Here is a 22,123-nt window from a genome sequence, read left to right on the forward strand (position 1 = left end):
ATTTTATTGCCGGGCCCGCTGTCTGGCAGGCCATGAAACGGCCAGGATTTCAACCGTGGCCAGGGCTCAATCGCCCGCGGCACTGCCCTCCCGGCGCGGGTCGGCCGCGCCTGTCCAGCCATTGGCCGTGCGCAGGATCACTTGGGTACCGCTGGTCATGGTCAGCGGCCTGATCTCATGGCCACGCGCCTTCAATTGCCTGATCACGTCCGCGCCGATCAGGCCGGCCTCCACTTCGGTGCCGGCATTGCGGCTGCCGAAGTTGGGCAGGTTGACGGCGGCCTGCGGGTCAAGCTGCCAGTCCAGCAGGGCGATCAGGGTCTTGTTGACGTATTCGATGATCTGCGAGCCGCCGGGCGAGCCGACCGTGGCCAACAGTTCGCCGCTGGCCCTGTCGAACACCAGCGTCGGCGCCATCGACGACAGCGGGCGCTTGCCGGGCTGCACGCGATTGGCCACCGGCTTGCCGTCTTCACGCGGGATGAACGAGAAATCGGTCAACTGGTTGTTCAGCAAAAAGCCATTGACCATGAGGTGCGACCCGAAGCTGGCTTCCACCGAGGTGGTCATGGCAATCGCGCCGCCCTGGTCATCGACCGCCGTCAGGTGCGAGGTCGAGGTCCGCAAGGGCGAGCGGTCCGCTGCCAGCGCCACCTTCGGGCCCGGCGGCATGCCTGCCTGGGCGCGGCCCATGCTGTGCGGGCTGATCAACGCCGCACGTGCGGCCAGGTAGCCGGGGTCCAGCAGGCCTTGTACGTTGACCGGCACGAAATCGCTGTCGGCCAGGTACAGGGTGCGGTCGGCAAACGCCAGGCGCTGCGCCTCGGCCAACAGGTGCACCGCCTCGACGGCAGGCGCTTGACCGGCCGGCGACTGGCTGGCAGTCGGCGCCATGGCGGCCAGATCAAGCTGTGGCGACTGGCGCTGCAAGGCCTCCAGCACCCCCAGCGTCTGCAACACCGCCACGCCCCCCGAAGACGGCGGCGGCATGCCGCAGACCTTCCAGCGCTTGTAGTCGGCGCACACCGGGGTGCGCTCTTTGGCCTTATAGGACGCAAGGTCGGCAAGGCTCAGCGAGCCCGGATTGCGATGATGGTTGACCTTGTCGACGATGGCCTGGGCGAGTGCGCCACGATAGAACGCCTGCGGACCGTCGCTGGCGATGGCCTCGAAGGTTGCGGCCAGGGCCGGGTTCTGCAACAGGCTGCCCACCGGTTTGGCCATCCCGTCGGCGTCGAGAAAGTAGCGCGCCATCTCCGGCGAGTCCTTGATGAAGTCGCTGGCGGCCACTTGCGCCTGCAAGCGCGGCGACAGCGCAAACCCTTCCCGGCTCAGGCGGATGGCCGGCTCGAACAGATCGCGCCAAGGCAGCTTACCGTGTTGCTCATGCGCCAGTTTCAAGGCCCGCAACACACCGGGCACCCCCACCGAGCGCCCGCCGATGCGCGCCGGGTTGAACGCCATGGGCGTGCCATCGGCCTTCAGGAACAGGTTTTCATCCGCGCCGGCGGGGGCGGTTTCCCGGCCGTCGAAGGCTTGCACCCGCTGGCCGTCCCAGTACATCAGGAACGCACCGCCGCCAATGCCGCTCGATTGCGGCTCGACCAGAGTCAGCACCGCCTGCATGGCCACCGCCGCATCAATGGCGCTGCCGCCAGCGCGCAACATCTGCTGGCCGGCGGCAGTGGCCAGCGGGTTGGCAGCGGCGGCCATGTGTTTCGAGGCCTGCACGGCCGTCATGCCCGGCCGGTAGCCGGTGGCGATTTCAGGCGGCAAGGGCAAGGCGTCGGGGCTGTGGTCATCCGCCAGGGCGCAGGGCAAGGTCACTATCGCCATCAGCGGTGCGAAAACACGGGCAAGCCGAACAGTGAACAACATACAGTTCCTAATGCAGTGACAGCGGCTGCCTGGGCGGCAGCGCCGACGTGGATCATCCAGACGGGCGCAAGCCCACCCTACCCAGTCCATTGCAAAAGACCAAGCCGGCGCCTTGCCGCATCCATGACAGTTACATGACGCCGTGGGCCCGCGCCTGTCATCGCAGCACCAGGAATGTTCTAATCCTCACCCTCTTTCCTGATCGGAGCCCTGTGGCCGCAATGGAGATTCAAACCCTGACGCTGCGCCTGCAATCCTTGTGGGACATGCTCGACAAGCACCCCTTGATCCACACCGGCCTGTCGCTGGCCCTGCTGTTGATCACCGCCTTGCTGGTAGGGCGCCTGGCGCGGTTCATGCTGATCTACAGCATGAAGGCACTGGGCCGCAAACCGGCACTGCAATGGATTGCCGACCTGCGCCACAACAAGGTCTTCCATCGCCTGGCGCAGATGATGCCGTCGCTGGTGATCCAGTTCGGCCTGGTGCTGGTGCCGGGGTTGAGCGCTGCCGGCAGGAACGTGATCGGCAATATCGCCCTGGCGTTCACCATCCTGTTCATGACCCTTGCCATCGGCGCGTCGCTCAATGCCCTGCTGGACATCTACGCCCGCACCGTGCATGCCCGCACCCGCTCGATCAAGGGCTATGTGCAACTGGCCAAGATGATTCTGTATATCTTCGCCACGATTATCATCATCGCCACCCTGATCGACCGCTCGCCGCTGCTGTTGCTGTCGGGTCTGGGTGCCATGTCGGCGGTGATCCTGCTGGTCTACAAGGACACCCTGCTGTCGTTCGTGGCCAGCGTGCAACTGACCAGCAACGACATGCTGCGCGTCGGCGACTGGATCGAGGTGCCGCAGGTGGGGGCCGACGGCGATGTGGTCGACATTACCCTGCACACCGTCAAGGTGCAGAACTTCGACAAGACCATCGTCTCGATCCCGACCTGGCGCCTGATGTCCGAGTCGTTTCGCAACTACCGCGGCATGCAGCAATCGGGCGGACGGCGCATCAAGCGCAGCCTGTTCATCGACACCAGCGGCATTCGCTTTCTCGATGATGAAGAGGAAGAGAAATTCTCCGGCGTGCGCCTGCTCACCGACTACATGGCACGCAAGCAGGCCGAGCTCAAGGCCTGGAACCACGCCCAGGGCAATGTCTCGACCCTGTCGGCCAACCGCCGGCGCATGACCAACATCGGCACCTTCCGCGCCTATGCCCTGGCCTACCTGAAAAACCACCCCGAAGTGCACCAGGACATGACCTGCATGGTCCGCCAGATGGCTGCCACCGAACACGGCGTGCCGCTGGAAATCTACTGCTTCAGCCGCACCATCGTGTGGGCCGACTATGAGCGGATCCAGGGCGATATCTTCGACTACCTGCTGGCGGTGCTGCCGGAGTTCGGCCTGAGCCTGTATCAACAACCCAGCGGCGCCGACATGCGCCAGGGCCTGGCCGGGCGCGAACCGGCGGCGGGTGCGCTGGCGTTGCCGGGACCGGCGGTGGAGGCGGAACCGGCAGCCGAGGCGCCGCACCTGGTGCGCAATGCGTGAATCCGCAAAAAGCGGATTGCCCAGGCGCGCCTGGGCCAGGCACCACAGATCCTGAAGCGGCACGTCTGGATTTCGGTCTCAAGCGTCATCCGGGCAGTGTGCCTCAGTAAGAACTGCTCCAGTGTCTCAAGGGCGGCGTGGTCGTTGCGCACGGCAGGTCGCTGACATACATGCCTTTGGACGGGTTCCACCCACGTTTCATGATCACCACCGGCTCCCTGGAAAATTCCTCCGACTTCACATGGCGGATGAAATACTCACGGTGCCCTGCCGGGTCAGGGCACGACTTGGCCACCACCAGGGTCAGGTTGCTGCTGTAACCGACCTTGAAGGTCTGTTCGCCATCGTCGCCGACTTCGCCTTTGAAAATATTGATGCGCTTGTACTTCGCACAGTTTCCGCCCATCAGGCTGATGCAGAAAAACCGCTCGCCCACGTTAAGGTTCTGGGTCACCTGGGCCACGGTGCCGGGGATCGGCCGGCCGTCGTCGTCCACGACGCGCAGGGTGATATCGAGGGGCTCAATGGCTTGCCGGCGGGCCTCCCTCATTTCGCCGATGCACCCTGACAGGGACAACCCTAATGTTGCACAGGCAACGGTGTACACCATGGCTTTGAGTTTGATGGCCTGACTCCTGATGGTCTGAAAGTACTGTCCTTGAGGGTGTGATGGAGTGCGCACGCGGGGGGTTGGTTCCGGCGCCTGTCACCTTTTGCTCAGGCAAAGCGTTTGCGAAACCCGGTCGGGCTTGCTGGCAAGCCCACTCGGACGCCTGGCCATCAGAAAAAGTCGTCCCACTCCTGCAGCGGCGTTTCCTGGAAATGACACGGCATGCTGGTCACGGACGTTTCTTTGTCCGGGTCCTGGCCATAGCCCAGGATCAGGACCTGTCCTCTGGAAAAATCCTCTCGCGAAACCACGCGATGAAAATACTGCCGGTTCGATTTGGGGCTGTTGTCGCGACAGGCAGTGGCCACTCGGATGATCAAGGGACTGGCGTATTCGACGGTCACGCTCTGTTCGCCGTTGTCGCCGACCTTGCCCTTGAAGATATGAATGTTCTTGTATTTGGTGCAGCCTCTTGCACCCGGCAGGCTCAGGCAGAACAGCTCGGTGCCCACGTCCAGTTGCTGGATCACCTTGGCCACGGTGCCGGGAATGGGCCGGCCCTGCTGGTCTACCACCCGGAAGGTGACCTGCACCGGATCGATGGCCTGCTGATGGGCCAGCCGGATTTCATTGATGCAGCCGGACAGGAACAGCCCCGCGATCGAGCAGACGGCAACGCACAGCACAGTCTTGAATTTGATGGTCCTGCTCCTTGCTGGATGAAAGGTGATATCCCACAGCGGGTGATGGAGTCTGCGTGCGCGGATGGGTTCCAGTGCTCAGGCGGGTTCCGTACGGCATTGACGCATACCCGTGCGAGCAATGCGCGAGAACGGCCCAGGCATTTCACGACCATTCGTCGTGCGCATGGCACCCCACGGACACAGGGTGGCCGAATCCTAGGTGATAACAAAAGGAGGTTCACCATGAAAATGATTCGTCCTCAACAACTGGCCCTGGTGTTATGCCTGGGCGTTTTTACCCCGATGAGCTTTGCTGCCACTGACATGAACGGCACTGGCACCGGTACGGGCACCGGGTCTTCAGGCAGCATGGACAGCCCGAGCACTGGCTCGCAAGGCACACTCAACCCCGGCTCGACCACCGATAATGGCGGCAACACCGACGGCACCAGCAGTGGCAGCAACAGCACCGGGACCGGCGCGGGCAACGCGACCGATGCCGGCAAGGCAGGTCCCGGTGGCGCGACCGGCGCCGGTGGCGCACCTAATGGCGGGGCCGGCGGGGCCAGCGGCGGTGCTGCGGGCGGTGGTGGCTCCGGCGGCGGCGCAGGTTCGGGTGGCGGCGCAGGTGGTGCCGGCGGCGGTGGTTCGGCCGGCGGGGGCTGATTACAGGCGCAACATCCCACGTCGCACGCAAGGTGATGCCAACCGGCCTTGGGCCAGCATCACCTTGACCTCACTGTCCAGAGCATTTCGCACACGCGCCTCGATGAAATATCCCGCTGTTCACTTCTGCCGCAGAATTGCCTCCAGCAACCCCGGAAACCGCTCGCTCAACTCAGCCTTGCGCAATGAATTCATGTGCGTGGTGCCGATATTGCGCGTGTGCACCAGGCCGGCATCACGCAATACCCGGAAATGATGCGACATGCTGGATTTGGGCCGGCCGCCGTCCAGTTCGCCACAGCTGGCTTCGTCGACACGGGCGAGGTGGCGAACGATGTCCATGCGCACTGGATCGCTCAGGGCGTAGAGCAGGCGTTCGAGGACAAAGTCCTGAATGGCGGGGTGTTTGAAGGTTCTCATGGGCGACATGATAACGAGGGGGTTCAATCTTCGCCATATTTCGAATACTATCGAACAACAGAACCAACCCGCCTCCCGGAGTTTTTGCATGTCTGCATTATTCGAACCCTTCAAGCTCAAAGACGTGACCTTGCGCAATCGCATTGCCATTCCGCCGATGTGCCAGTACAGCGCCGAAGAAGGCGTGGTCAATGATTGGCACCATGTGCACCTGGCCAGCATGGCCCGCGGTGGCGCAGGCCTGGTGGTCGTGGAAGCGACAGCCGTGGCGCCTGAAGGTCGCATCACTCCCGGTTGCGCCGGCATCTGGACCGACGCGCAAGCCCAGGCGTTCATCCCGGCGGTCAAGGCCATCAAGGCGGCCGGCTCGGTGCCGGGCATCCAGATTGCCCACGCCGGCCGCAAGGCCAGCGCCAATCGCCCTTGGGAAGGCGATGATCATATTGCCGACAGCGACCCACGCGGCTGGCAGACCATTGCCCCTTCGGCCATCGCTTTCGGCCACCACCTGCCGAAGGTGCCGCGCGCCATGACCCTGGACGACATCGCCCAGGTCAAGCAGGACTTCGTCGATGCCGCCCGTCGCGCCCGCGATGTGGGTTTTGAATGGATCGAGCTGCACTTCGCCCACGGTTACCTGGGACAAAGCTTTTTCTCTGAGCACAGCAACCAGCGCACCGACGCCTACGGCGGCAGCTTCGACAACCGCAGTCGTTTCCTGCTGGAAACCCTGGCCGCCGTGCGTGAAGTCTGGCCGGAAAACCTGCCGCTGACCGCCCGTTTCGGCGTCATCGAATACGATGGCCGTGACGAGCAGACCCTTGCCGAGTCCATTGAACTGGCGCGGCGCTTCAAGGCCGGCGGCCTGGACCTGCTCAGTGTCAGCGTCGGTTTCACCATCGCTGAAACCAACATTCCGTGGGGCCCTGCGTTCATGGGCCCGGTGGCCGAGCAGGTGCGTCGTGAAGCCGGTATTCCAGTGACCTCGGCCTGGGGCTTCGGTACGCCGCAACTGGCCAATGAAGCCGTGCAGGCCGGCCAGCTCGACCTGGTGTCGGTAGGCCGGGCGCACCTGGCCGACCCGCACTGGACCTACTTTGCGGCCAAGGAGCTGGGCGTCGACAAAGCCTCCTGGACCCTGCCGGCGCCTTACGCGCACTGGCTGGAACGCTATCGCTGAGTGCGTCTGCCCTCGCCTGCCTGATCAGGACAGCCGCGACGCCACTGGCGCGCGGCGCATCCCCAGACGGCTGATCCACACCGACGCAACAATGACGGTGCCGCCGATCAACAGCCGGGTGTAGTCCTCGTGGCCGTTCCAGATCAACAGGTTCACCAGCAGCCCCAGCGGCACATGCAGGTTGTTCATCACCGCCAGGGTGCCGCCGTGCACCAGGCACGCGCCCTTGTTCCACCAGTACATCCCCAGCGCGGTGGAACACAGGCCCAGAAACACCAGCACCAACCATTGCTGGGGTGCAGCCGGCAGGTGACTGAAGTTGCCGAACGCCAGGCACGCCGGCAGCACCACCGCCAACGCCCCGAGATAGAAATAGCCGAAACGCCGGTAATGCGGCAGGTCGCTGGGGTAGCGTGCTACCAGATGCTTGTACAGCACCTGCCCGGCCGCATAGGTGAAGTTGGCCAGTTGCAGCAGCAAAAAGCCGCCCAGGTAATCGCCGTCCAGCCCGTCGTAGCGAATCACCCCCGCCCCCAGCACCGCCACCGCCGCCGCCAGTAATGCCCAGGGATTGAAGCGACGATTCATCGCGTCTTCGATCAGGGTCACGTGCAGCGGCGTCAGGATGGTGAACAGCAGCACCTCCGGCACCGTCAGCACCCGGAAGCTCAGGTACAGGCACACGTAGGTGATGCCAAACTGCAAGGCGCCGATCAGCAGCATGCCGCGCATGAAACCGGGTTCCACCTGGCGCCAGCGCGTCAGCGGAATGAACACCAGCCCGGCCAGCAGCACGCGGATCAGCACGGCAATGTAGCTGTCGACATGCCCGGCCAGGTAGACGCCGATCAGGCTGAAGGAAAACGCCTGGATCAGCGTGACGATAAGTAGATAGATCATGATTGCCCCCGGATGAACGGACGCGACCTTAGCGGCTGGGCAACAGGCTGTCCATGAAACCTCACCTCGGCCTTGGCCTGCTGACTTGTAGGAGGGGTTTCAACCGCGAAGGGCACAACGCCATTCCCGGCTGAAGCCCATCAAGCCTAACCAGACCTGCAGCCCCCCTCAAAAGAAAAAGCCCGAGCAACCACCATCACTGGGGTCGATCGGGCCACGTACCCAGGAGCACAGGTACCAAAGGGAAGTCGTTGCGGTCAATCAGGGATTCATCACGCCACTTCGGCCACGCGGGCCAGGGCCTGGCTCAGGCCTTTTTCGCTGAACTCGCCGCCCATGTTCAGGCCTTCGGCATGGATGAAGGTGACGTCATGGATGCCGACGAACCCCAGCACCTGACGCAGGTAGGGTTCCTGGTGGTCCAGGCTGCTGCCGGTGTACAGGCCGCCGCGGGCGGTAAGGACAAAGGCGCGCTTGTCGGTCAGCAGGCCTTGCGGGCCGGTCTCGCCGTATTTGAAGGTCACGCCGGCCCGCAGCACATGGTCCAGCCAGGCCTTGAGGGTGCTGGGGATGGCGAAGTTGTACATGGGTGCGGCCAGGACCACGACGTCGGCGGCCAGCAGTTCGTCGGTCAGTACATTGGAGCGCTCCAGGGCGGCCTGTTCAGTGTCGCTGCGTTGATCCTCAGGCTTCATCCAGCCGCCCAGCAGGGTGGCGTCCAGGTGCGGAACCGGGTTAACGGCCAGGTCGCGCACGGTGATGGCGTCGGCTGGATGGCTGGCCTTCCACTGCTCGATGAACTGCCGGGTCAGCTGGCGGGACACCGAATCCTGTTGGCGGGCGCTGCTTTCGATGATCAGTACACGGGACATGTGAAGGGCTCCATTTGCATAAGTGTCGAGTTGATGGAGTGGATCTTAAGCAGGGATTGATCGATAAAAAAGCTTAAAAACCGGCTCAAACCTATCGAACAATCCGTTCTATTGATCTACCCTTCTGCAGCCGGCTCACAGTCCAGCCTGACCCGCAGCTTGATGATGCTGCGGGAAAACTTTGACACCACATTCACGCTTTGCCCGGCCTTGACCTGCACCCGTCGGGTGCGTGGCGCTTCCGGGCCGTTATTGAATTGCACCGTGCAGCGCGCATCGACCTGGCCGTAGTTGTTCAGGGTGATCGTACCGGTGTCGTCAAAGGTGGCGTGGCGGGTGTAGTCGATCTGCACACCCGGTGTGCTTTTCTGCACCTCGATCGGGTACGCCAGGGCGGTGACCGGCAACAGCGCCAGCCATATACAACAGAATCGGTTCATCGGGCAGTCTCCAGGCGAGATGTCTGAACTGGACGATAGACACTCCCGGAGATTGCGTCGATGAAAGCCCCCCGTGTCACCCTCGATCAATGGCGCACCCTGCAAGCGGTGGTCGACCACGGTGGTTTTGCCCAGGCCGCCGAAGCCATGCACCGCTCGCAGTCATCGGTGAGCTACACCGTGGCGCGCATGCAGGAGCAACTCGGCGTGCCGCTGTTGCGCATCGACGGTCGCAAGGCGGTGCTCACCGACGCCGGCGGGGTGTTGCTGCGCCGCTCGCGGCAACTGGTCAAGCAGGCCAGCCAGCTCGAAGACCTGGCCCATTACATGGAACAGGGCTGGGAGGCCGAGGTGCGCCTGGTGGTGGACGCCGCCTACCCCACCGCGCGCATTGTCCGTGCGCTGACCGCTTTCATGCCGCAGAGCCGTGGTTGCCGGGTACGTCTGCGCGAGGAGGTGCTGTCCGGCGTCGAGGAAGTGCTGCTTGAAGGCGTGGCCGACCTGGCGATCAGCAGTTTCAGCATTGCCGGGCACCTGGGCACGGAAATGAGCCCGGTGGAGTTCGTCGCCGTGGCCCACCCCGAGCATGCCCTGCATCAGGCCAACCGCGAACTGACCTTCCAGGACCTGGAGTCGCAGTTGCAGGTGGTGATCCGCGATTCGGGCCGCCAGCAACCCAAGGATGTCGGCTGGCTGGGCGCCGAGCAGCGCTGGACCGTGGGCAGCCTGGGCACTGCTGCCACCTTCGTCAGCAGCGGCCTGGGCTTTGCCTGGCTGCCCCGGCACATGATCGAACGCGAGCTGCGCGAAGGGGTGCTCAAGCCCTTGCCGCTCGATAAAGGCGGCACCCGCAGCCCGACCTTCTATCTTTACTCCAGCAAGGACAAACCACTGGGCCCGGCGACGCAGATCCTGATCGAACTGATCCGCACCTTCGACACCGCGCCGCTGGCCGCGCCGTTTGCGGCACCACCGCAAGCCTGACAGGAGATGGACGCATGGCTTTTTTCGAACATGACGGCTGTTCGCTGCACTACGAAGACTATGGCCAGGGCGCCCCGCTGTTGCTGCTGCACGGTCTGGGCTCCAGCGGCCTGGATTGGGAATACCAGGTCCCGGCGTTCAGGGCCGCCGGCTACCGGGTCATCACCCTGGACCTGCGCGGCCATGGCCGCTCGGACAAACCGCGCGAGCGCTACAGCATGCGGATGTTCAGCGCCGATGTCGAAGCGCTGATCGACCACCTGCACCTGGGACCGGTGCACCTGGTCGGCCTGTCGATGGGCGCCATGGTCGGCTTTCAACTGGCGGTCGATCAACCGCACCTGCTCAAGAGCCTGTGCATCGTCAACAGCGGGCCGCAGGTCAAGGTGCGTGGCGCCAACGATGTGTGGCAATGGTTCAAGCGCTGGAGCCTGGCCCGGGTCATGAGCATGCAGACCCTGGGGCAGGCCCTGGGCAAATTATTGTTTCCGCAACCCGGGCAGGCCGACCTGCGGCGCAAGATCGCCGAGCGCTGGGCGCGTAATGACAAACGCGCGTACCTCGCCAGTTTCGATGCCATTGTCGGCTGGGGCGTGCAGGAGCGGCTGTCACGCATCACCTGCCCGGTGCTGGTGATCAGTGCCGACCGCGACTACACCCCGGTGGCGGTCAAGCAGGCCTACGTGAAACTGATGTCTGATGCGCGCCTGGTGGTCATCGACCACTCCCGGCATGCCACCCCGCTGGACCAGCCCGAAGCCTTCAACCGCACCGTACTTGAATTCATCGCCGCACACAGGGTCTGACACAGCCCGTCGACTGCATCGGGCTGGGCAAGCCGGGCCAAACGTGATTTGCTTGCCGGCCAGTCGATACCACCACTGAAGGATTCACTGCCCCATGTTCAAGACCCTCGCCCTTGCCAGCACCCTGTTGTTCTCGGCCCACCTGATGGCCGCCGAGCCTGCCAAGGGCACGCATGTCGTGCTCGACACCAGCTTCGGCCAGATCGAACTGGAACTGGCCGATGACAAGGCGCCGATCAGCACCCAGAATTTTCTCGGCTATGTCGACAGCGGGTTCTACAAGAACACGATCTTCCACCGCGTGATCCCGGGCTTCATGGTCCAGGGCGGCGGTTTTACCCAGAACATGGACCAGAAGCCCACCAAGGATGCGATCAAGAACGAAGCCGCCAACGGCCTGAAGAACGCGCGCGGCACCATTGCCATGGCCCGCACCTCGGCGGTGAACTCGGCCACCAGCCAGTTCTTCATCAACACCAACGACAACGCCATGCTCGACAACGGCGTGCGTGACTACGGTTACGCCGTGTTCGGCAAGGTGACCAAGGGCATGGACGTGGTCGACCAGATCGTCAATGCCAGCACCAAGACCCAGAAAGGCATGCAGAACGTGCCTGTCGACCCGATCCTGATCAAGTCCGCCAAACGCGTGGACTGATCGGGGCCGGCCAGCCTTGCGGCCTTCGCCGGGCTGGCCGACGGGAACCTTTCCCACCCCCTGCAAGAGCGTCATACGCATGCTTTTTCGTCGTTTCGAGCGGTTGATCGACATTTTCCGCGACGCGCCCGGTGCTGCACCGCCCAATCGGGTCCTGCCCTTCTATCTGCATTACCTGCGCCAGGTGTGGCCCTGCTTTGTGGCCTTGATGGTGGTCGGCCTGATCGTGGCGCTGATCGAGGTCGCGCTGTTTAGCTACCTGAGCCGCATCATCGACCTGGCGCAAGTCACCCCGCCAGCCGAGTTTTTCAGCACGCATAAAACCGAGCTGATCTGGATGGTGGTGGTCACCCTGCTGCTGCGCCCGATCTTCGTCGGCCTGCACGACCTGCTGGTGCACCAGACCATCGCCCCCGGCATGACCAGCCTGATTCGCTGGCAGAGCCACCGCTATGTGCTCAAGCAGAGCCTCAACTTTTTCCAGAGCGATTTTGCCGGACGCATTGCCCAGCGCATCATGCAGACCGGCAATTCGCTGCGTGAGTCGGCCGTGCAGGCGATGGATGCCCTGTGGCATGTGCTGATCTATTCGGTCAGCGCCCTGGTGCTGTTCGCCGAGGCCGACTGGCGGCTGGTGATCCCGCTGGTGGCGTGGATCGGTGCTTATATCCTGACGCTCATGTACTTCGTGCCACGGGTCAAGCAACGCTCGGTGGACGCCTCCGATGCGCGCTCGCGGCTGATGGGGCGCATCGTCGACGGCTACACCAACATCATCACCCTCAAGCTGTTCGCCCATACCAACCATGAACAGCAGTACGCCCGCGAGGCCATCACCGAGCAGACCGAGAAGACCCAACTGGCCGGGCGTGTGGTGACGGCCATGGATGTGGTGGTCACCAGCATGAACGGCCTGCTGATCGTCGGCACCACGGGCCTTGCGCTGTGGCTGTGGACCCAGTCGCTGATTTCGATGGGTGCCATTGCCCTGGCCACGGGCCTGGTGATCCGCATCGTCAACATGTCGGGCTGGATCATGTGGGTGGTCAACGGCATCTTTGAAAACATCGGCACCGTGCAGGACGGCCTGCAGAGCATCGCCCAGCCCGTGGCGGTCACCGACCGGCCCGACGCCCAGGCACTGGCCATCACCCAGGGCGGCGTGACGTTCGACAAGGTGAATTTTCACTACGGCAATGACCGGGGCATCATCCAGCACCTGGACCTCGACATTCGCCCCGGCGAGAAGATCGGCCTGATCGGCCCGTCCGGGGCCGGCAAGTCGACCCTGGTCAACCTGCTGCTGCGCCTGTACGACGTGCAGGGCGGGCGCATCCTGATCGACGGCCAGGATGTGGCCGGCGTCACCCAGGAAAGCCTGCGCGCGCAGATCGGCATGATCACCCAGGACACCTCGCTGCTGCACCGCTCGATCCGTGACAACCTGCTGTATGGCAACCCCGGCGCCAGTGAGGCGCAGCTGTGGGAAGCAGTGCACCGTGCCAAGGCCGATGAGTTCATCCCGTTGCTGTCGGATGCCGAGGGCCGTACCGGCTTTGATGCGCATGTGGGCGAACGCGGGGTCAAGCTGTCCGGCGGCCAGCGCCAGCGCATCGCGATCACCCGGGTGCTGCTCAAGGATGCGCCGATCCTGATCATGGACGAGGCCACCTCGGCGCTGGACTCGGAGGTCGAGGCCGCGATTCAGGAAAGCCTGGAGACCCTCATGCAAGGCAAGACCGTGATCGCCATCGCCCACCGCCTGTCGACCATCGCGCGCATGGACCGGCTGGTGGTGCTGGACAAGGGCCGCATCGTCGAAATGGGCAGCCACAGCGAACTGCTGGCCCACGGCGGGCTGTATGCACGGCTGTGGCAGCACCAGACCGGCGGGTTTGTGGGGGTGGATTGATACGCTGGGCTATCTGCGCCAACCTGCCGCAAGGTAAACGCAAACGGACGCCTCACCACTGAACCGGTGGGAGGCGGCTTGCCGGCGATGGCGGTCTCACAGGCACTGCACCTGCAATGGCCTGACGGGCCCTGTCGCAGGCAACCGGAGCGCCGGCCTCTTTCACTGAGTGGGCATGGACACGCTTGAGGATACCCGCTGGGTCAAGCCTGCCGATACGGCAATGCCCCCCGCGCTTCGTCGGCATAGGCCAGCACGCCCACCCGCTCCTGTTCGAGAAAGTCCGCCACGGCGTCCTTGAGCCCCGGGTGCAGCAGGTAGTGCCAGGAATGGGTGATCTGCGGCTCGAAACCGCGAATCAGCTTGTGCTCACCCTGGGCGCCGGCGTCGAAGCGTTGCAGGCCGTGGGCGATGGCGTAGTCCATGCCCTGGTAGAAACAGGTTTCGAAGTGCAGCCGGTCGTACTCGGCCAGGCAGCCCCAATAACGCCCATAAAAACTGCCGCCGCCTACCAGGCTGAAAGCCATTGCCACCGGGCGGCTGCCCTGGCGGGCAATGACCACGCGGATCGCCTCGGGCATGCGCTCGCCCAGCAAGCTGAAGAACTCACGGGTCAGGTACGGCGCCTGGCCGCGAATTTCATAGGTGTTGCTGTAGCAGGCATAGACGAAATCCCAGAGCACCTCACTCATCTGCGCTCCGTCGAGCCAATCGAACTCGATGCCCTGCCCGGCCACCTGCTCGCGCTCCTTGCGCATCTGCTTGCGCTTGCGCGAACTCAAGGCCTCGAGAAAGTCCTGGAAGTCCCGGTAACCGCGGTTATGCCAGTGGTACTGGCAGCCATAGCGCTGCAGCCAGCCAGGCTGTTCGGCCAGCAGGGCGTCGGCGTGCGAATCGGTGAAGTTCACATGGGCGCTGGACAGGCCCTGACTGAGCAGGTAGTTCGGCAAACCCTCCAGCAGCGCCAGGCCGGCCTCCGGGGTGCGCGCCAGCACCCGCGCACCGCTGACCGGGCTGAAGGGCACGGCCACCAGCAGCTTGGGGTAATAGGCAATGCCGGCCCGGCGACAGGCATCGGCCCAGGCATGGTCGAACACGTATTCGCCATACGAGTGGCCCTTGCGGTACGCCGGCAAGGCGGCAATCAACTCGCCCTGCTCGATATTCAGCACATGTTCGGCCCGCCAGCCCGAACGCGGCCCCAGGCTGGCGCTGTCTTCCAGTGCGCTGAGAAAAGCATGGCGCAAAAACGGTTGGGCATCGGGTAACAGCGCGTCCCACTGGACGGCCGTCACGGCGCTCAGGCTGTCGACGACTTGCACGGACATTCAGCTTCTCCCCCGGTGGTCAGGCAGGCCCGAGTATCACCGATCAGTCAGGTTTATACACCACCCCAATGGGCCGACCGCTCTATCTCAAGCTTCTTGAGCCTTCAAGATGAAACAGGATTGTCACGGACACGCCATTACATTGCCACTTTTTTGTAATGACTGGCAGCAATACTGGCGCCTGTTTTTAGAACCGGGGGTTACATACCCCTCTTGCAGTTATCCCGTCAGGGATGTTCAGCGGGTCGACACGAACCTGCGTACTCATCTTGGAGAGAATTATGCGTCCTGTTTCCATTCGTACTGCAGCAGCCCTGTGTGGCGGCTTCGCACTGGCCATGAGCGTACCGGCCAGCGCCGCAGTCGATGCCAAACTGCTCGACATGCTCAAGGCCAACGGCTCGATCAGCACAGCTCAACATGCCGAACTGCAAGCCGACCTGGCCAAGGAGCAGCAAGCTGCCGCTGCCACCAAGTCGTCGACGCAGAGCGATTTCGAGAAAAAAGTCGCCTGGGCAGCCAAGACCCAGATCAAGGGCGATGTGCGTATCCGCCAGGAAAACATCGACATCGACGGCGAAGCCGACAACGGTGGCCGTGACAAGGATCGCCAGCGCGTTCGTGCACGCCTGGGTGCCTACACCGAAATCAACCCGCAGGTCGACAGCGGCATCCGTATCGCCACCGGTGGCGGCAACGACGCACGCTCCACCAACCAGGACCTGGACGGCTATTTCTCGAAGAAATCGATCTGGCTGGACCTGGCCTACATCGACTACCACCCGACCGCCATCAAGGGCCTGTCGCTCATCGGCGGCAAGATGAACCAGCCGTGGGTCAGCATGGGCGACGTGATCTGGGACAGCGACATCAACCCGGAAGGTCTGGCCCTGGCCTACAAGCTGCCACTGGCCGGCAAGACCGAGCTGTTCGCCAGCGCCGGTCACTACACGCTCAAGGACAACGTCGACGGCAACGGCGTGGAATTCAAGAATGACCTGCGCCTGTACGCCGGCCAGGTGGGCGCACGTTTCGCGCCGATCGACGACCTGAAAGTGACCCTGGGCGGTAGCGTCTACGGTTACGACAACGACAAGGACAGCACCTGCGGCGCCACCGCCAGCACCACCCCTTGCGCCCTGTCGGTCAACGGCAACACCACCACCGAGTTCCGCCTGTACGAAGGTTTTGGCCAGATCGACCTGACCGGCCTGGCCGTGCCACTGGCCTTTTATGGTCAGTACGTGGTCAACGATGAGTCCACCGACGGCCACGACACCGCCTGGCTGGCCGGTGCCAAGACCAAGGCGTTCGGGTTCAGCCTGGACTACAACTACCGCGACGTGCAGCGTAACGCCGTGGTCGGTGCCTTCACCGATTCGGACTTCGCCAACGGCACCACAGGTTCCCGTGGCCACAAGTTCAAAGTCGGTTATGAAATCGACAAGAACTTCGCCCTGGGCGCGACCTACCTGATGGCCGAAGCCGACTTTGCCAGCCGTGCCGGTCGCAACAAGGACGTCGACATCCTGCAACTGGATGCCGAGGTCAAGTTCTAAGCGGCGCTACAAGGACGCTGACCCGCTCAGCGTCCGCTTCAAGAAAAGAGCTTGCAGGTATCGCTCCCCATCATCCGGCGATACCGGCAGGCTCTTTTTCGTGGGCCTGCTTTTAGGGTCTGTGGATCAGCGCTTGCGCAGAATCACACAACCAATCGAATACCCGGCACCGAACGAGCTGAGCACACCCAGTGCGCCAGCTGGCAGGTCATCCTGGTACTTGTGAAACGCGATCACCGAGCCTGCCGAACTGGTGTTGGCATAGGTGTCGAGGATCACCGGCGCTTCATCGAGCGTCGCTTCGCGGCCCAGCAATTTCTTGACGATCAGGTGGTTCATGCTCAGGTTGGCCTGGTGCAGCCAGAAGCGTTGCACGTCGCTGACGTTCAAGCCGCTGTCCTGCAGATGGCTGCCCACCAGTTCGGCGACCATCGGGCATACCTCACGGAACACCTTGCGGCCTTCCTGCACGAACAGCTTGTCCTGCGCATCGACGCCTTGATCAGCGGTGCGGTTGAGGAAGCCGAAATTATTGCGGATGTTATTGGAGAATTGCGTCGACAAGCGCGTGCCGAGAATCTCGAACTGATGTGCCGATGTCGCCAGGTCGGCCCGTTCGACCACCACGGCAGTGGCGGCATCGCCAAAGATGAAATGGCTGTCGCGGTCGCGGAAGTTCAGGTGAGCGGTGCAGATCTCCGGGTTGATCACCAGCACGGCACGGGCCTGGCCCAGTTGCACGCTGTTGCAGGCGGTCTGGATGCCGAAGGTGGCCGACGAACAGGCCACGTTCATGTCGAAGCCGTAGCCCTGGATGCCCAATGCTGCCTGGATCTCGATCGAGATGGCCGGGTACGCGCGCTGCAGGTTGGAGCAGGCCACGATCACGCCGTCGATGTCGGCGGCGGTCTTGCCGGCACGCAGCAGGGCCTGCTCGGCGGCGGCCACGCCCATTTCGCAGAGGATCGAGCGCTCGTCGTTGCTGCGCTCGGGCAGCGACGGCTTCATGCGCTGCGGGTCGAGGATGCCTTGCTTGTCCATCACGAAGCGGCTCTTGATGCCGGACGCCTTCTCGATGAAAGCAGCATCGGACGCGGCCTGCGCCTGAACCTCGCCACGCTCGATGGCCGCGGCGTTTTCGTGGTTGAACTGTGCGACCCAGTCATTGAAGGACTGCACCAGCTCTTCGTTGGAGATGCTCTGGGCCGGGGTATAAAGGCCGGTGCCGCTGATGACGACGTTGTGCACGGTCGTTTCTCTCTTCTTGAAGGTAGGGGCCTATAGGCCAGGCAAGGCGCAAAGTTTGACATATCGCCGCAAGCGGGTGCTATCGCAGCCCGAACACACCCGCGTGCTGTAGGAGCGCGCTTGCCCGCGACCGAGTGCGCAGCGCTCGCAAAATCTCCAAAACGCCGAAAATCTGCAGCGAATGACCGAAAAATTTGTGAAACGCTGAAATTTTACGACTGCTACGCACTCGGTCGCGGGCAAGCGCGCTCCTACGGGTGAGGCACAATCCAGAGACCGCATTGCAGTCTCCAAGGACAGCCGCAGTGTCGGTACTGTCAGCCTTGCACCTGACTCCACTGCTTGCTCAGCCGCTTGTCGGACACCGGCATGCGGGTACCCAGTTGTTGGGCGAACAGCGAGACGCGGTACTCTTCAAGCCACCAGCGCCAGGTCACCAGTTCCGGGTCGCGCTTGCCTTCCTGGGCGTGCTTGGCAGCGCGGGCCTGGTATTGCGCCCACAGCTCGCCCAGCTCAATGCTCCAGACCCGGTCCTTCTGCAACTGGCCGGGCAGTTTTTCCAGGCGCAGCTCCACGGCCTTGAGGTAACGCGGCAGTTCCTTGAGCCACTGCCCCGGCGTTTCGCGCACAAAGCCCGGGTACACCAGCTTGCCCAATTGCCCCTTGATGTCGTTGAGGGCCACGGCGCGGGCCAGGTCGATCTTGCCCTTGAAGCTCTTTTGCAGGCCATGCCACAGCTTGAGAATGTCCAGGGCCAGGCGCGCCAGGCGCTCGGCATGCTCGGCCCATTCGCCGCGCTTGCGCTCGGCCAGCGACAACAGCCCGGCGCCATCGCGCGGCAGCGTGTCTTCGCCTTCGAGCACACAGCTGTCCAGGCTGGCCAGCAGAATATCTTCGATCAGTGCATCGACCCGGCCCAGGTCACGGTACAACAGCGCCAGCTCGGTCTGCCCCGGCAACTTGCCGCGCAAGAATTTCGCGGTGTCGGCCAGTTGCTGCAACAGCAGGCGCTGCAAGGCGCGGCGGTGCTGGTACTCGGCTTCGGCCTGGGTCGGGAAACGTCCTTCCTTGACCGTACCGCCTTCCTCGACCAGCGCCGGGTAGACGGTCAGCGACAGTCCGGCGATTTTCTGCTGGGTCTGCTGCGCCACGGGCGCAAAGCCCTTGGCCTCCACCGGCTGCTGCCCCTTGGCGCTGTGCGGCATGGCCAGCGCGGCTTGCCCGGCTTCGGCAAAGCGGGCGGTCAGCGCGTCCAGGTCGCGGCCTTCACCCAGGAACTTGCCGTTGCCGTCGACCACCTCCAGGTTCATTTTCAGGTGCCCTTCAAGCTCGGCCGCGGCCTCGCTCCAGGCCTCGTCCGTGACCCGTGCGCCGGTCATGCGCAACAGTTCACGGCCCAGTGCCTGGGGCAGCGAGCCCTCGGCAAAGGTGATGCGCTGCAGGGCGGCGCGGACAAAGTCCGGCACCGGCACGAAGTTCTTGCGGGTGGCCTTGGGCAGGTTGCGCACCAGCGCAATGCACTTGGTTTCCAGCAGGCCCGGCACCAGCCACTCCAGGCGCTCGGCCGGCAGCGACTGCAACAGCGGCGCCGGCACCCGCAAGGTCACGCCATCGCGCGGGTGGTTGGGCTCGAAGTGATAGGTCAGCGGCAGGGTCAGTTCACCCAGGCGCAAGGTGTCGGGGTATTGTGCAGCGGTGACTTCGCTGGCCTCGCGGGCCAGCACGTCTTCTTCGCGCATGATCAACAGTTGCGGGTCTTTCTGGCTGTGCACCCGGTACCAGCTGTCGAAGGTTGCAGTCTGATGCACCTCGGCCGGCAGCCGTGCGTCATAAAAGCCGTACAGGGTTTCTTCGTCGGCCAGGATGTCGCGGCGCCGGGCCTTGGCTTCCAGCTCATCGAGTTCTTCAAGCAGGCGTGTGTTGGCACTCAGGCATTTGGCCCGCGACAGGATATCGCCGCGCACCAGGCCTTCGCGGATGAACATCTCGCGCGAAACCACCGGGTCCACCGGGCCATAGTGCACCGGACGACGACCGACGATGATCAGCCCGTACAGGGTGATCTGCTCGAAGGCCACGACCTGGCCACGCTTTTTCTCCCAGTGCGGTTCGAAGTGATTCTTCTTGATCAAGTGCCCGGCCAACGGCTCGATCCAGTCGACGTCGATCTTGGCCACCATGCGCGCATACAGCTTGGTGGTCTCGACCAGTTCGGCAGCCATCACCCACTGCGGACGCTTGCGCCCCAGCCCAGAAGAGGGATGCACCCAGAAACGGCGCTGGCGGGCGCCCAGATAGTCGCCTTCTTCGGTCTTCTGGCCGACCTGGCTGAGCAGGCCGGACAAAATCGCCTTGTGGAATTTGCCATAGTCGGCCGGTTCCGCATTGACCGGCAGCTTCAGTTCGCGGCAGATCAGGCTCAGTTGCCGGTGCGCATCGCGCCATTCGCGCAGGCGCAGGTAATTGAGAAAGTTACGCCGGCACCAGTTGCGCAACGGGCTTGAAGTCAGCGCCTGGCGCTGCTCTTCGAACCCGCGCCAGAGGTTCACCAGCCCGGCAAAATCCGAGTCGGCGTCCTTCCATTGTGCATGCGCCTGGTCGGCCGCCTGCTGACGCTCGGGCGGACGCTCGCGCACATCCTGCACCGACAGCGCACTGGCGATGATCAGCACTTCCTGCAGGCTGCCTTGCTGTGCAGCCTCCAGCAGCATGCGGCCCATGCGCGGGTCCACCGGCAGGCGCGCCAGCTGGCGACCCAGCGGGGTCAACTGGTTTTCACGGGTGACCGCCGACAGCTCCTGCAACAGGTTGAAGCCGTCGCTGATGGCCTTGCCGTCCGGCGGCTCGATGAACGGGAAGTCGCTGATATCCCCCAGGCGCAGGTGCAGCATCTGCAGGATGACCGCCGCCAGGTTGGTGCGCAGGATCTCGGGGTCGGTGAATTCCGGGCGTCCGAGAAAATCCTCTTCGCTGTACAGGCGGATGCAGATGCCCGGCTCGACCCGGCCACAGCGCCCCTTGCGCTGGTTGGCGCTGGCCTGGGACACCGCCTCGATGGGCAGGCGCTGGACCTTGGCACGGTAGCTGTAGCGGCTGATGCGCGCGGTGCCGGTGTCGATCACGTAGCGAATGCCCGGCACGGTCAGCGAGGTTTCGGCGACGTTGGTGGCCAGCACCACGCGGCGTCCGGGGTGCGACTGGAAAATGCGCTGCTGCTCGGCCGGCGACAGGCGTGCATACAACGGCAGGATCTCGGTGTGCCGCAGCTGGGCCTTGCGCAGCACCTCGGCGGCGTCGCGAATCTCGCGCTCGCCAGGCAAAAACACCAGCACATCGCCCGGCAGCTTGCCTTCGCTGCGCTCCATGGCCGCCAGTTCATCGAGGGTGGCCAAAATCGCCTGGTCGACGGTGAGGTCTTCCTCGACGCTGTTGCCCTCCTCGTCCTGCTCGCTGGCCAGCGGGCGGTACAGGGTCTCGACCGGGAAGGTACGGCCCGACACTTCGATGATCGGCGCGTCATTGAAATGCTCGGAGAAACGCTGCAGGTCAATGGTCGCCGAGGTGATGATGACCTTCAGGTCCGGACGGCGCGGCAACAGGGTCTTGAGGTAGCCGAGCAGAAAGTCGATGTTCAGGCTGCGTTCGTGGGCCTCGTCAACGATCAGGGTGTCGTAGCGCTCCAGGAAGCGATCGTTCTGGGTCTCGGCCAGCAGAATGCCGTCAGTCATCAGCTTGATCAGCGTGTTATCGCCGCTCTGGTCCTCGAACCGAACCTGATAGCCGACCAGTGCTCCCAGGGGCGTGGCCAGTTCTTCGGCGACCCGGCTGGCCACGCTGCGCGCCGCAATCCGCCGTGGCTGGGTGTGGCCGATCAGGCCGTACTGGCCGCGACCGATTTCCAGGCAGATCTTGGGCAGCTGGGTGGTCTTGCCCGAGCCGGTCTCGCCGGCAATGATCAGCACCTGGTGCTTGAGCAAGGCGGCCTTGATCTCGTCGCGCTTGGCGGCAATCGGCAGGTGATCGTCGTAGCGGATGGTCGGCACACTCAGGCGCCGCGCCTCGACCTTTGCACACGATGCCTGGAAGCGTTCAAGCCACGACGCCAGCTTGGCTTCGTCAGGTTTCTTGCGCAGCTCATGCAACTGGCGGCGCAATTTATGACGGTCGCCGCTCATGGCGTGGTCGAGGTTTTTCAGCAACAGGTCGATAGAGGGCGATTCGGCGGTCATCAGGTACGCAAGGTCAGGTCGAAAGGACAAGGCCGGATTGTCGCAGATTTGTGCAGGGTTCGGGGAGAACCCCACGCGTTCCCGGACACAGGGCGTACGCCCACACCGATTCAATCCCGTTTTCGCCGTCGCTGCCGGGTAGATAGTTAGTGCCTGCAAGCCCGTATCGCGCCGGTAAGCTTCGCGGC

The 22,123-nt window shown here is 63.6% G+C and carries 18 protein-coding genes; 8 read left to right on the forward strand and 10 right to left on the reverse strand.

Annotated elements, in window-relative coordinates; all coding sequences use genetic code 11:
* Positions 1-66: 66 nt before the first annotated feature.
* Entirely contained in the window at positions 67-1,836 is a 1,770-nt protein-coding gene (ggt, locus tag DGA31_RS22300; RefSeq protein ID WP_240043451.1) for a gamma-glutamyltransferase, read from the reverse strand.
* A 263-nt stretch (positions 1,837-2,099) separates the two neighbouring features.
* On the opposite strand from ggt, the gene DGA31_RS22305 reads away from it, so the two are divergent.
* Positions 2,100-3,440 carry a mechanosensitive ion channel family protein gene (locus DGA31_RS22305; RefSeq protein WP_109514015.1) on the forward strand — a complete coding sequence of 447 codons (1,341 nt, stop codon included), beginning with the start codon at positions 2,100-2,102 and terminating at the stop codon, positions 3,438-3,440.
* 103 nt (positions 3,441-3,543) lie between these two features.
* On the opposite strand, the gene DGA31_RS22310 is transcribed toward DGA31_RS22305, so the two are convergent.
* Together DGA31_RS22310 and DGA31_RS22315 are read right to left on the reverse strand one after the other, a co-directional pair.
* A complete protein-coding gene (locus DGA31_RS22310) occupies positions 3,544-3,990 on the reverse strand; it encodes a hypothetical protein (RefSeq protein ID WP_109514016.1) in 447 nt (148 codons plus the stop codon).
* A 230-nt stretch (positions 3,991-4,220) separates the two neighbouring features.
* Positions 4,221-4,736, reverse strand: a complete 516-nt coding sequence (locus tag DGA31_RS22315) for a hypothetical protein (RefSeq protein ID WP_056835593.1) — start codon at positions 4,734-4,736, stop codon at positions 4,221-4,223.
* Between the two features lie 240 nt (positions 4,737-4,976).
* Here DGA31_RS22315 and DGA31_RS22320 point away from each other — a divergent pair, with 240 nt between their 5' ends.
* The gene (locus DGA31_RS22320) at positions 4,977-5,399 is read left to right on the forward strand and encodes a hypothetical protein (RefSeq protein ID WP_056835592.1); all 423 of its coding nucleotides are present in this window, start codon (positions 4,977-4,979) and stop codon (positions 5,397-5,399) included.
* 120 nt (positions 5,400-5,519) lie between these two features.
* Here DGA31_RS22320 and DGA31_RS22325 read toward each other — a convergent pair whose 3' ends face one another.
* Complete coding sequence (locus DGA31_RS22325) at positions 5,520-5,828, reverse strand: ArsR/SmtB family transcription factor (RefSeq protein WP_082481318.1); 309 nt, start codon at positions 5,826-5,828, stop codon at positions 5,520-5,522.
* 79 nt (positions 5,829-5,907) lie between these two features.
* Here DGA31_RS22325 and DGA31_RS22330 point away from each other — a divergent pair, with 79 nt between their 5' ends.
* Complete coding sequence (locus DGA31_RS22330; protein ID WP_109514017.1) at positions 5,908-6,999, forward strand: NADH:flavin oxidoreductase/NADH oxidase; 1,092 nt, start codon at positions 5,908-5,910, stop codon at positions 6,997-6,999.
* 24 nt (positions 7,000-7,023) lie between these two features.
* Here DGA31_RS22330 and DGA31_RS22335 read toward each other — a convergent pair whose 3' ends face one another.
* The 3 genes from DGA31_RS22335 to DGA31_RS22345 form a co-directional block, all read right to left on the reverse strand.
* Positions 7,024-7,899 carry a carboxylate/amino acid/amine transporter gene (locus DGA31_RS22335; protein ID WP_056835586.1) on the reverse strand — a complete coding sequence of 292 codons (876 nt, stop codon included), beginning with the start codon at positions 7,897-7,899 and terminating at the stop codon, positions 7,024-7,026.
* Between the two features lie 272 nt (positions 7,900-8,171).
* Positions 8,172-8,771, reverse strand: coding sequence for an FMN-dependent NADH-azoreductase (locus DGA31_RS22340; protein ID WP_056835584.1), 600 nt, complete (start codon positions 8,769-8,771; stop codon positions 8,172-8,174).
* A 116-nt stretch (positions 8,772-8,887) separates the two neighbouring features.
* Complete coding sequence (locus tag DGA31_RS22345; protein WP_056835582.1) at positions 8,888-9,211, reverse strand: hypothetical protein; 324 nt, start codon at positions 9,209-9,211, stop codon at positions 8,888-8,890.
* A 60-nt stretch (positions 9,212-9,271) separates the two neighbouring features.
* Between DGA31_RS22345 and DGA31_RS22350 the strand changes: the two genes are divergently transcribed.
* The 4 genes from DGA31_RS22350 (at position 9,272) to DGA31_RS22365 (ending at position 13,571) form a co-directional block, all read left to right on the forward strand.
* Positions 9,272-10,195 carry a LysR family transcriptional regulator gene (locus DGA31_RS22350; protein WP_056835580.1) on the forward strand — a complete coding sequence of 308 codons (924 nt, stop codon included), beginning with the start codon at positions 9,272-9,274 and terminating at the stop codon, positions 10,193-10,195.
* Between the two features lie 14 nt (positions 10,196-10,209).
* Positions 10,210-11,001, forward strand: coding sequence for an alpha/beta fold hydrolase (locus DGA31_RS22355; RefSeq protein WP_109514018.1), 792 nt, complete (start codon positions 10,210-10,212; stop codon positions 10,999-11,001).
* Positions 11,002-11,095: 94 nt separating this feature from the next.
* Positions 11,096-11,659, forward strand: a complete 564-nt coding sequence (locus DGA31_RS22360; protein WP_109514019.1) for a peptidylprolyl isomerase — start codon at positions 11,096-11,098, stop codon at positions 11,657-11,659.
* A gap of 79 nt (positions 11,660-11,738) precedes the next feature.
* Positions 11,739-13,571, forward strand: a complete 1,833-nt coding sequence (locus DGA31_RS22365) for an ABC transporter ATP-binding protein (protein WP_109514020.1) — start codon at positions 11,739-11,741, stop codon at positions 13,569-13,571.
* A 203-nt stretch (positions 13,572-13,774) separates the two neighbouring features.
* On the opposite strand, the gene DGA31_RS22370 is transcribed toward DGA31_RS22365, so the two are convergent.
* Positions 13,775-14,899 carry a GNAT family N-acetyltransferase gene (locus DGA31_RS22370; RefSeq protein WP_109514021.1) on the reverse strand — a complete coding sequence of 375 codons (1,125 nt, stop codon included), beginning with the start codon at positions 14,897-14,899 and terminating at the stop codon, positions 13,775-13,777.
* A 281-nt stretch (positions 14,900-15,180) separates the two neighbouring features.
* Between DGA31_RS22370 and DGA31_RS22375 the strand changes: the two genes are divergently transcribed.
* On the forward strand, positions 15,181-16,458 hold the full coding sequence (locus tag DGA31_RS22375; protein ID WP_056835568.1) for a putative porin: 1,278 nt from the start codon (positions 15,181-15,183) through the stop codon (positions 16,456-16,458).
* A gap of 126 nt (positions 16,459-16,584) precedes the next feature.
* Here DGA31_RS22375 and DGA31_RS22380 read toward each other — a convergent pair whose 3' ends face one another.
* Both DGA31_RS22380 and hrpA read right to left on the reverse strand, forming a co-directional pair.
* Positions 16,585-17,706 (reverse strand): beta-ketoacyl-ACP synthase III, encoded by a 1,122-nt coding sequence (locus tag DGA31_RS22380; protein ID WP_109514022.1) that lies wholly within the window; start codon positions 17,704-17,706, stop codon positions 16,585-16,587.
* A gap of 317 nt (positions 17,707-18,023) precedes the next feature.
* Complete coding sequence (gene hrpA, locus DGA31_RS22385; RefSeq protein ID WP_109514023.1) at positions 18,024-21,935, reverse strand: ATP-dependent RNA helicase HrpA; 3,912 nt, start codon at positions 21,933-21,935, stop codon at positions 18,024-18,026.
* Positions 21,936-22,123 lie beyond the last annotated feature (188 nt).

The organism is Pseudomonas ovata (assembly GCF_003131185.1).
Taxonomy (GTDB): Bacteria; Pseudomonadota; Gammaproteobacteria; order Pseudomonadales; family Pseudomonadaceae; genus Aquipseudomonas; species Aquipseudomonas ovata.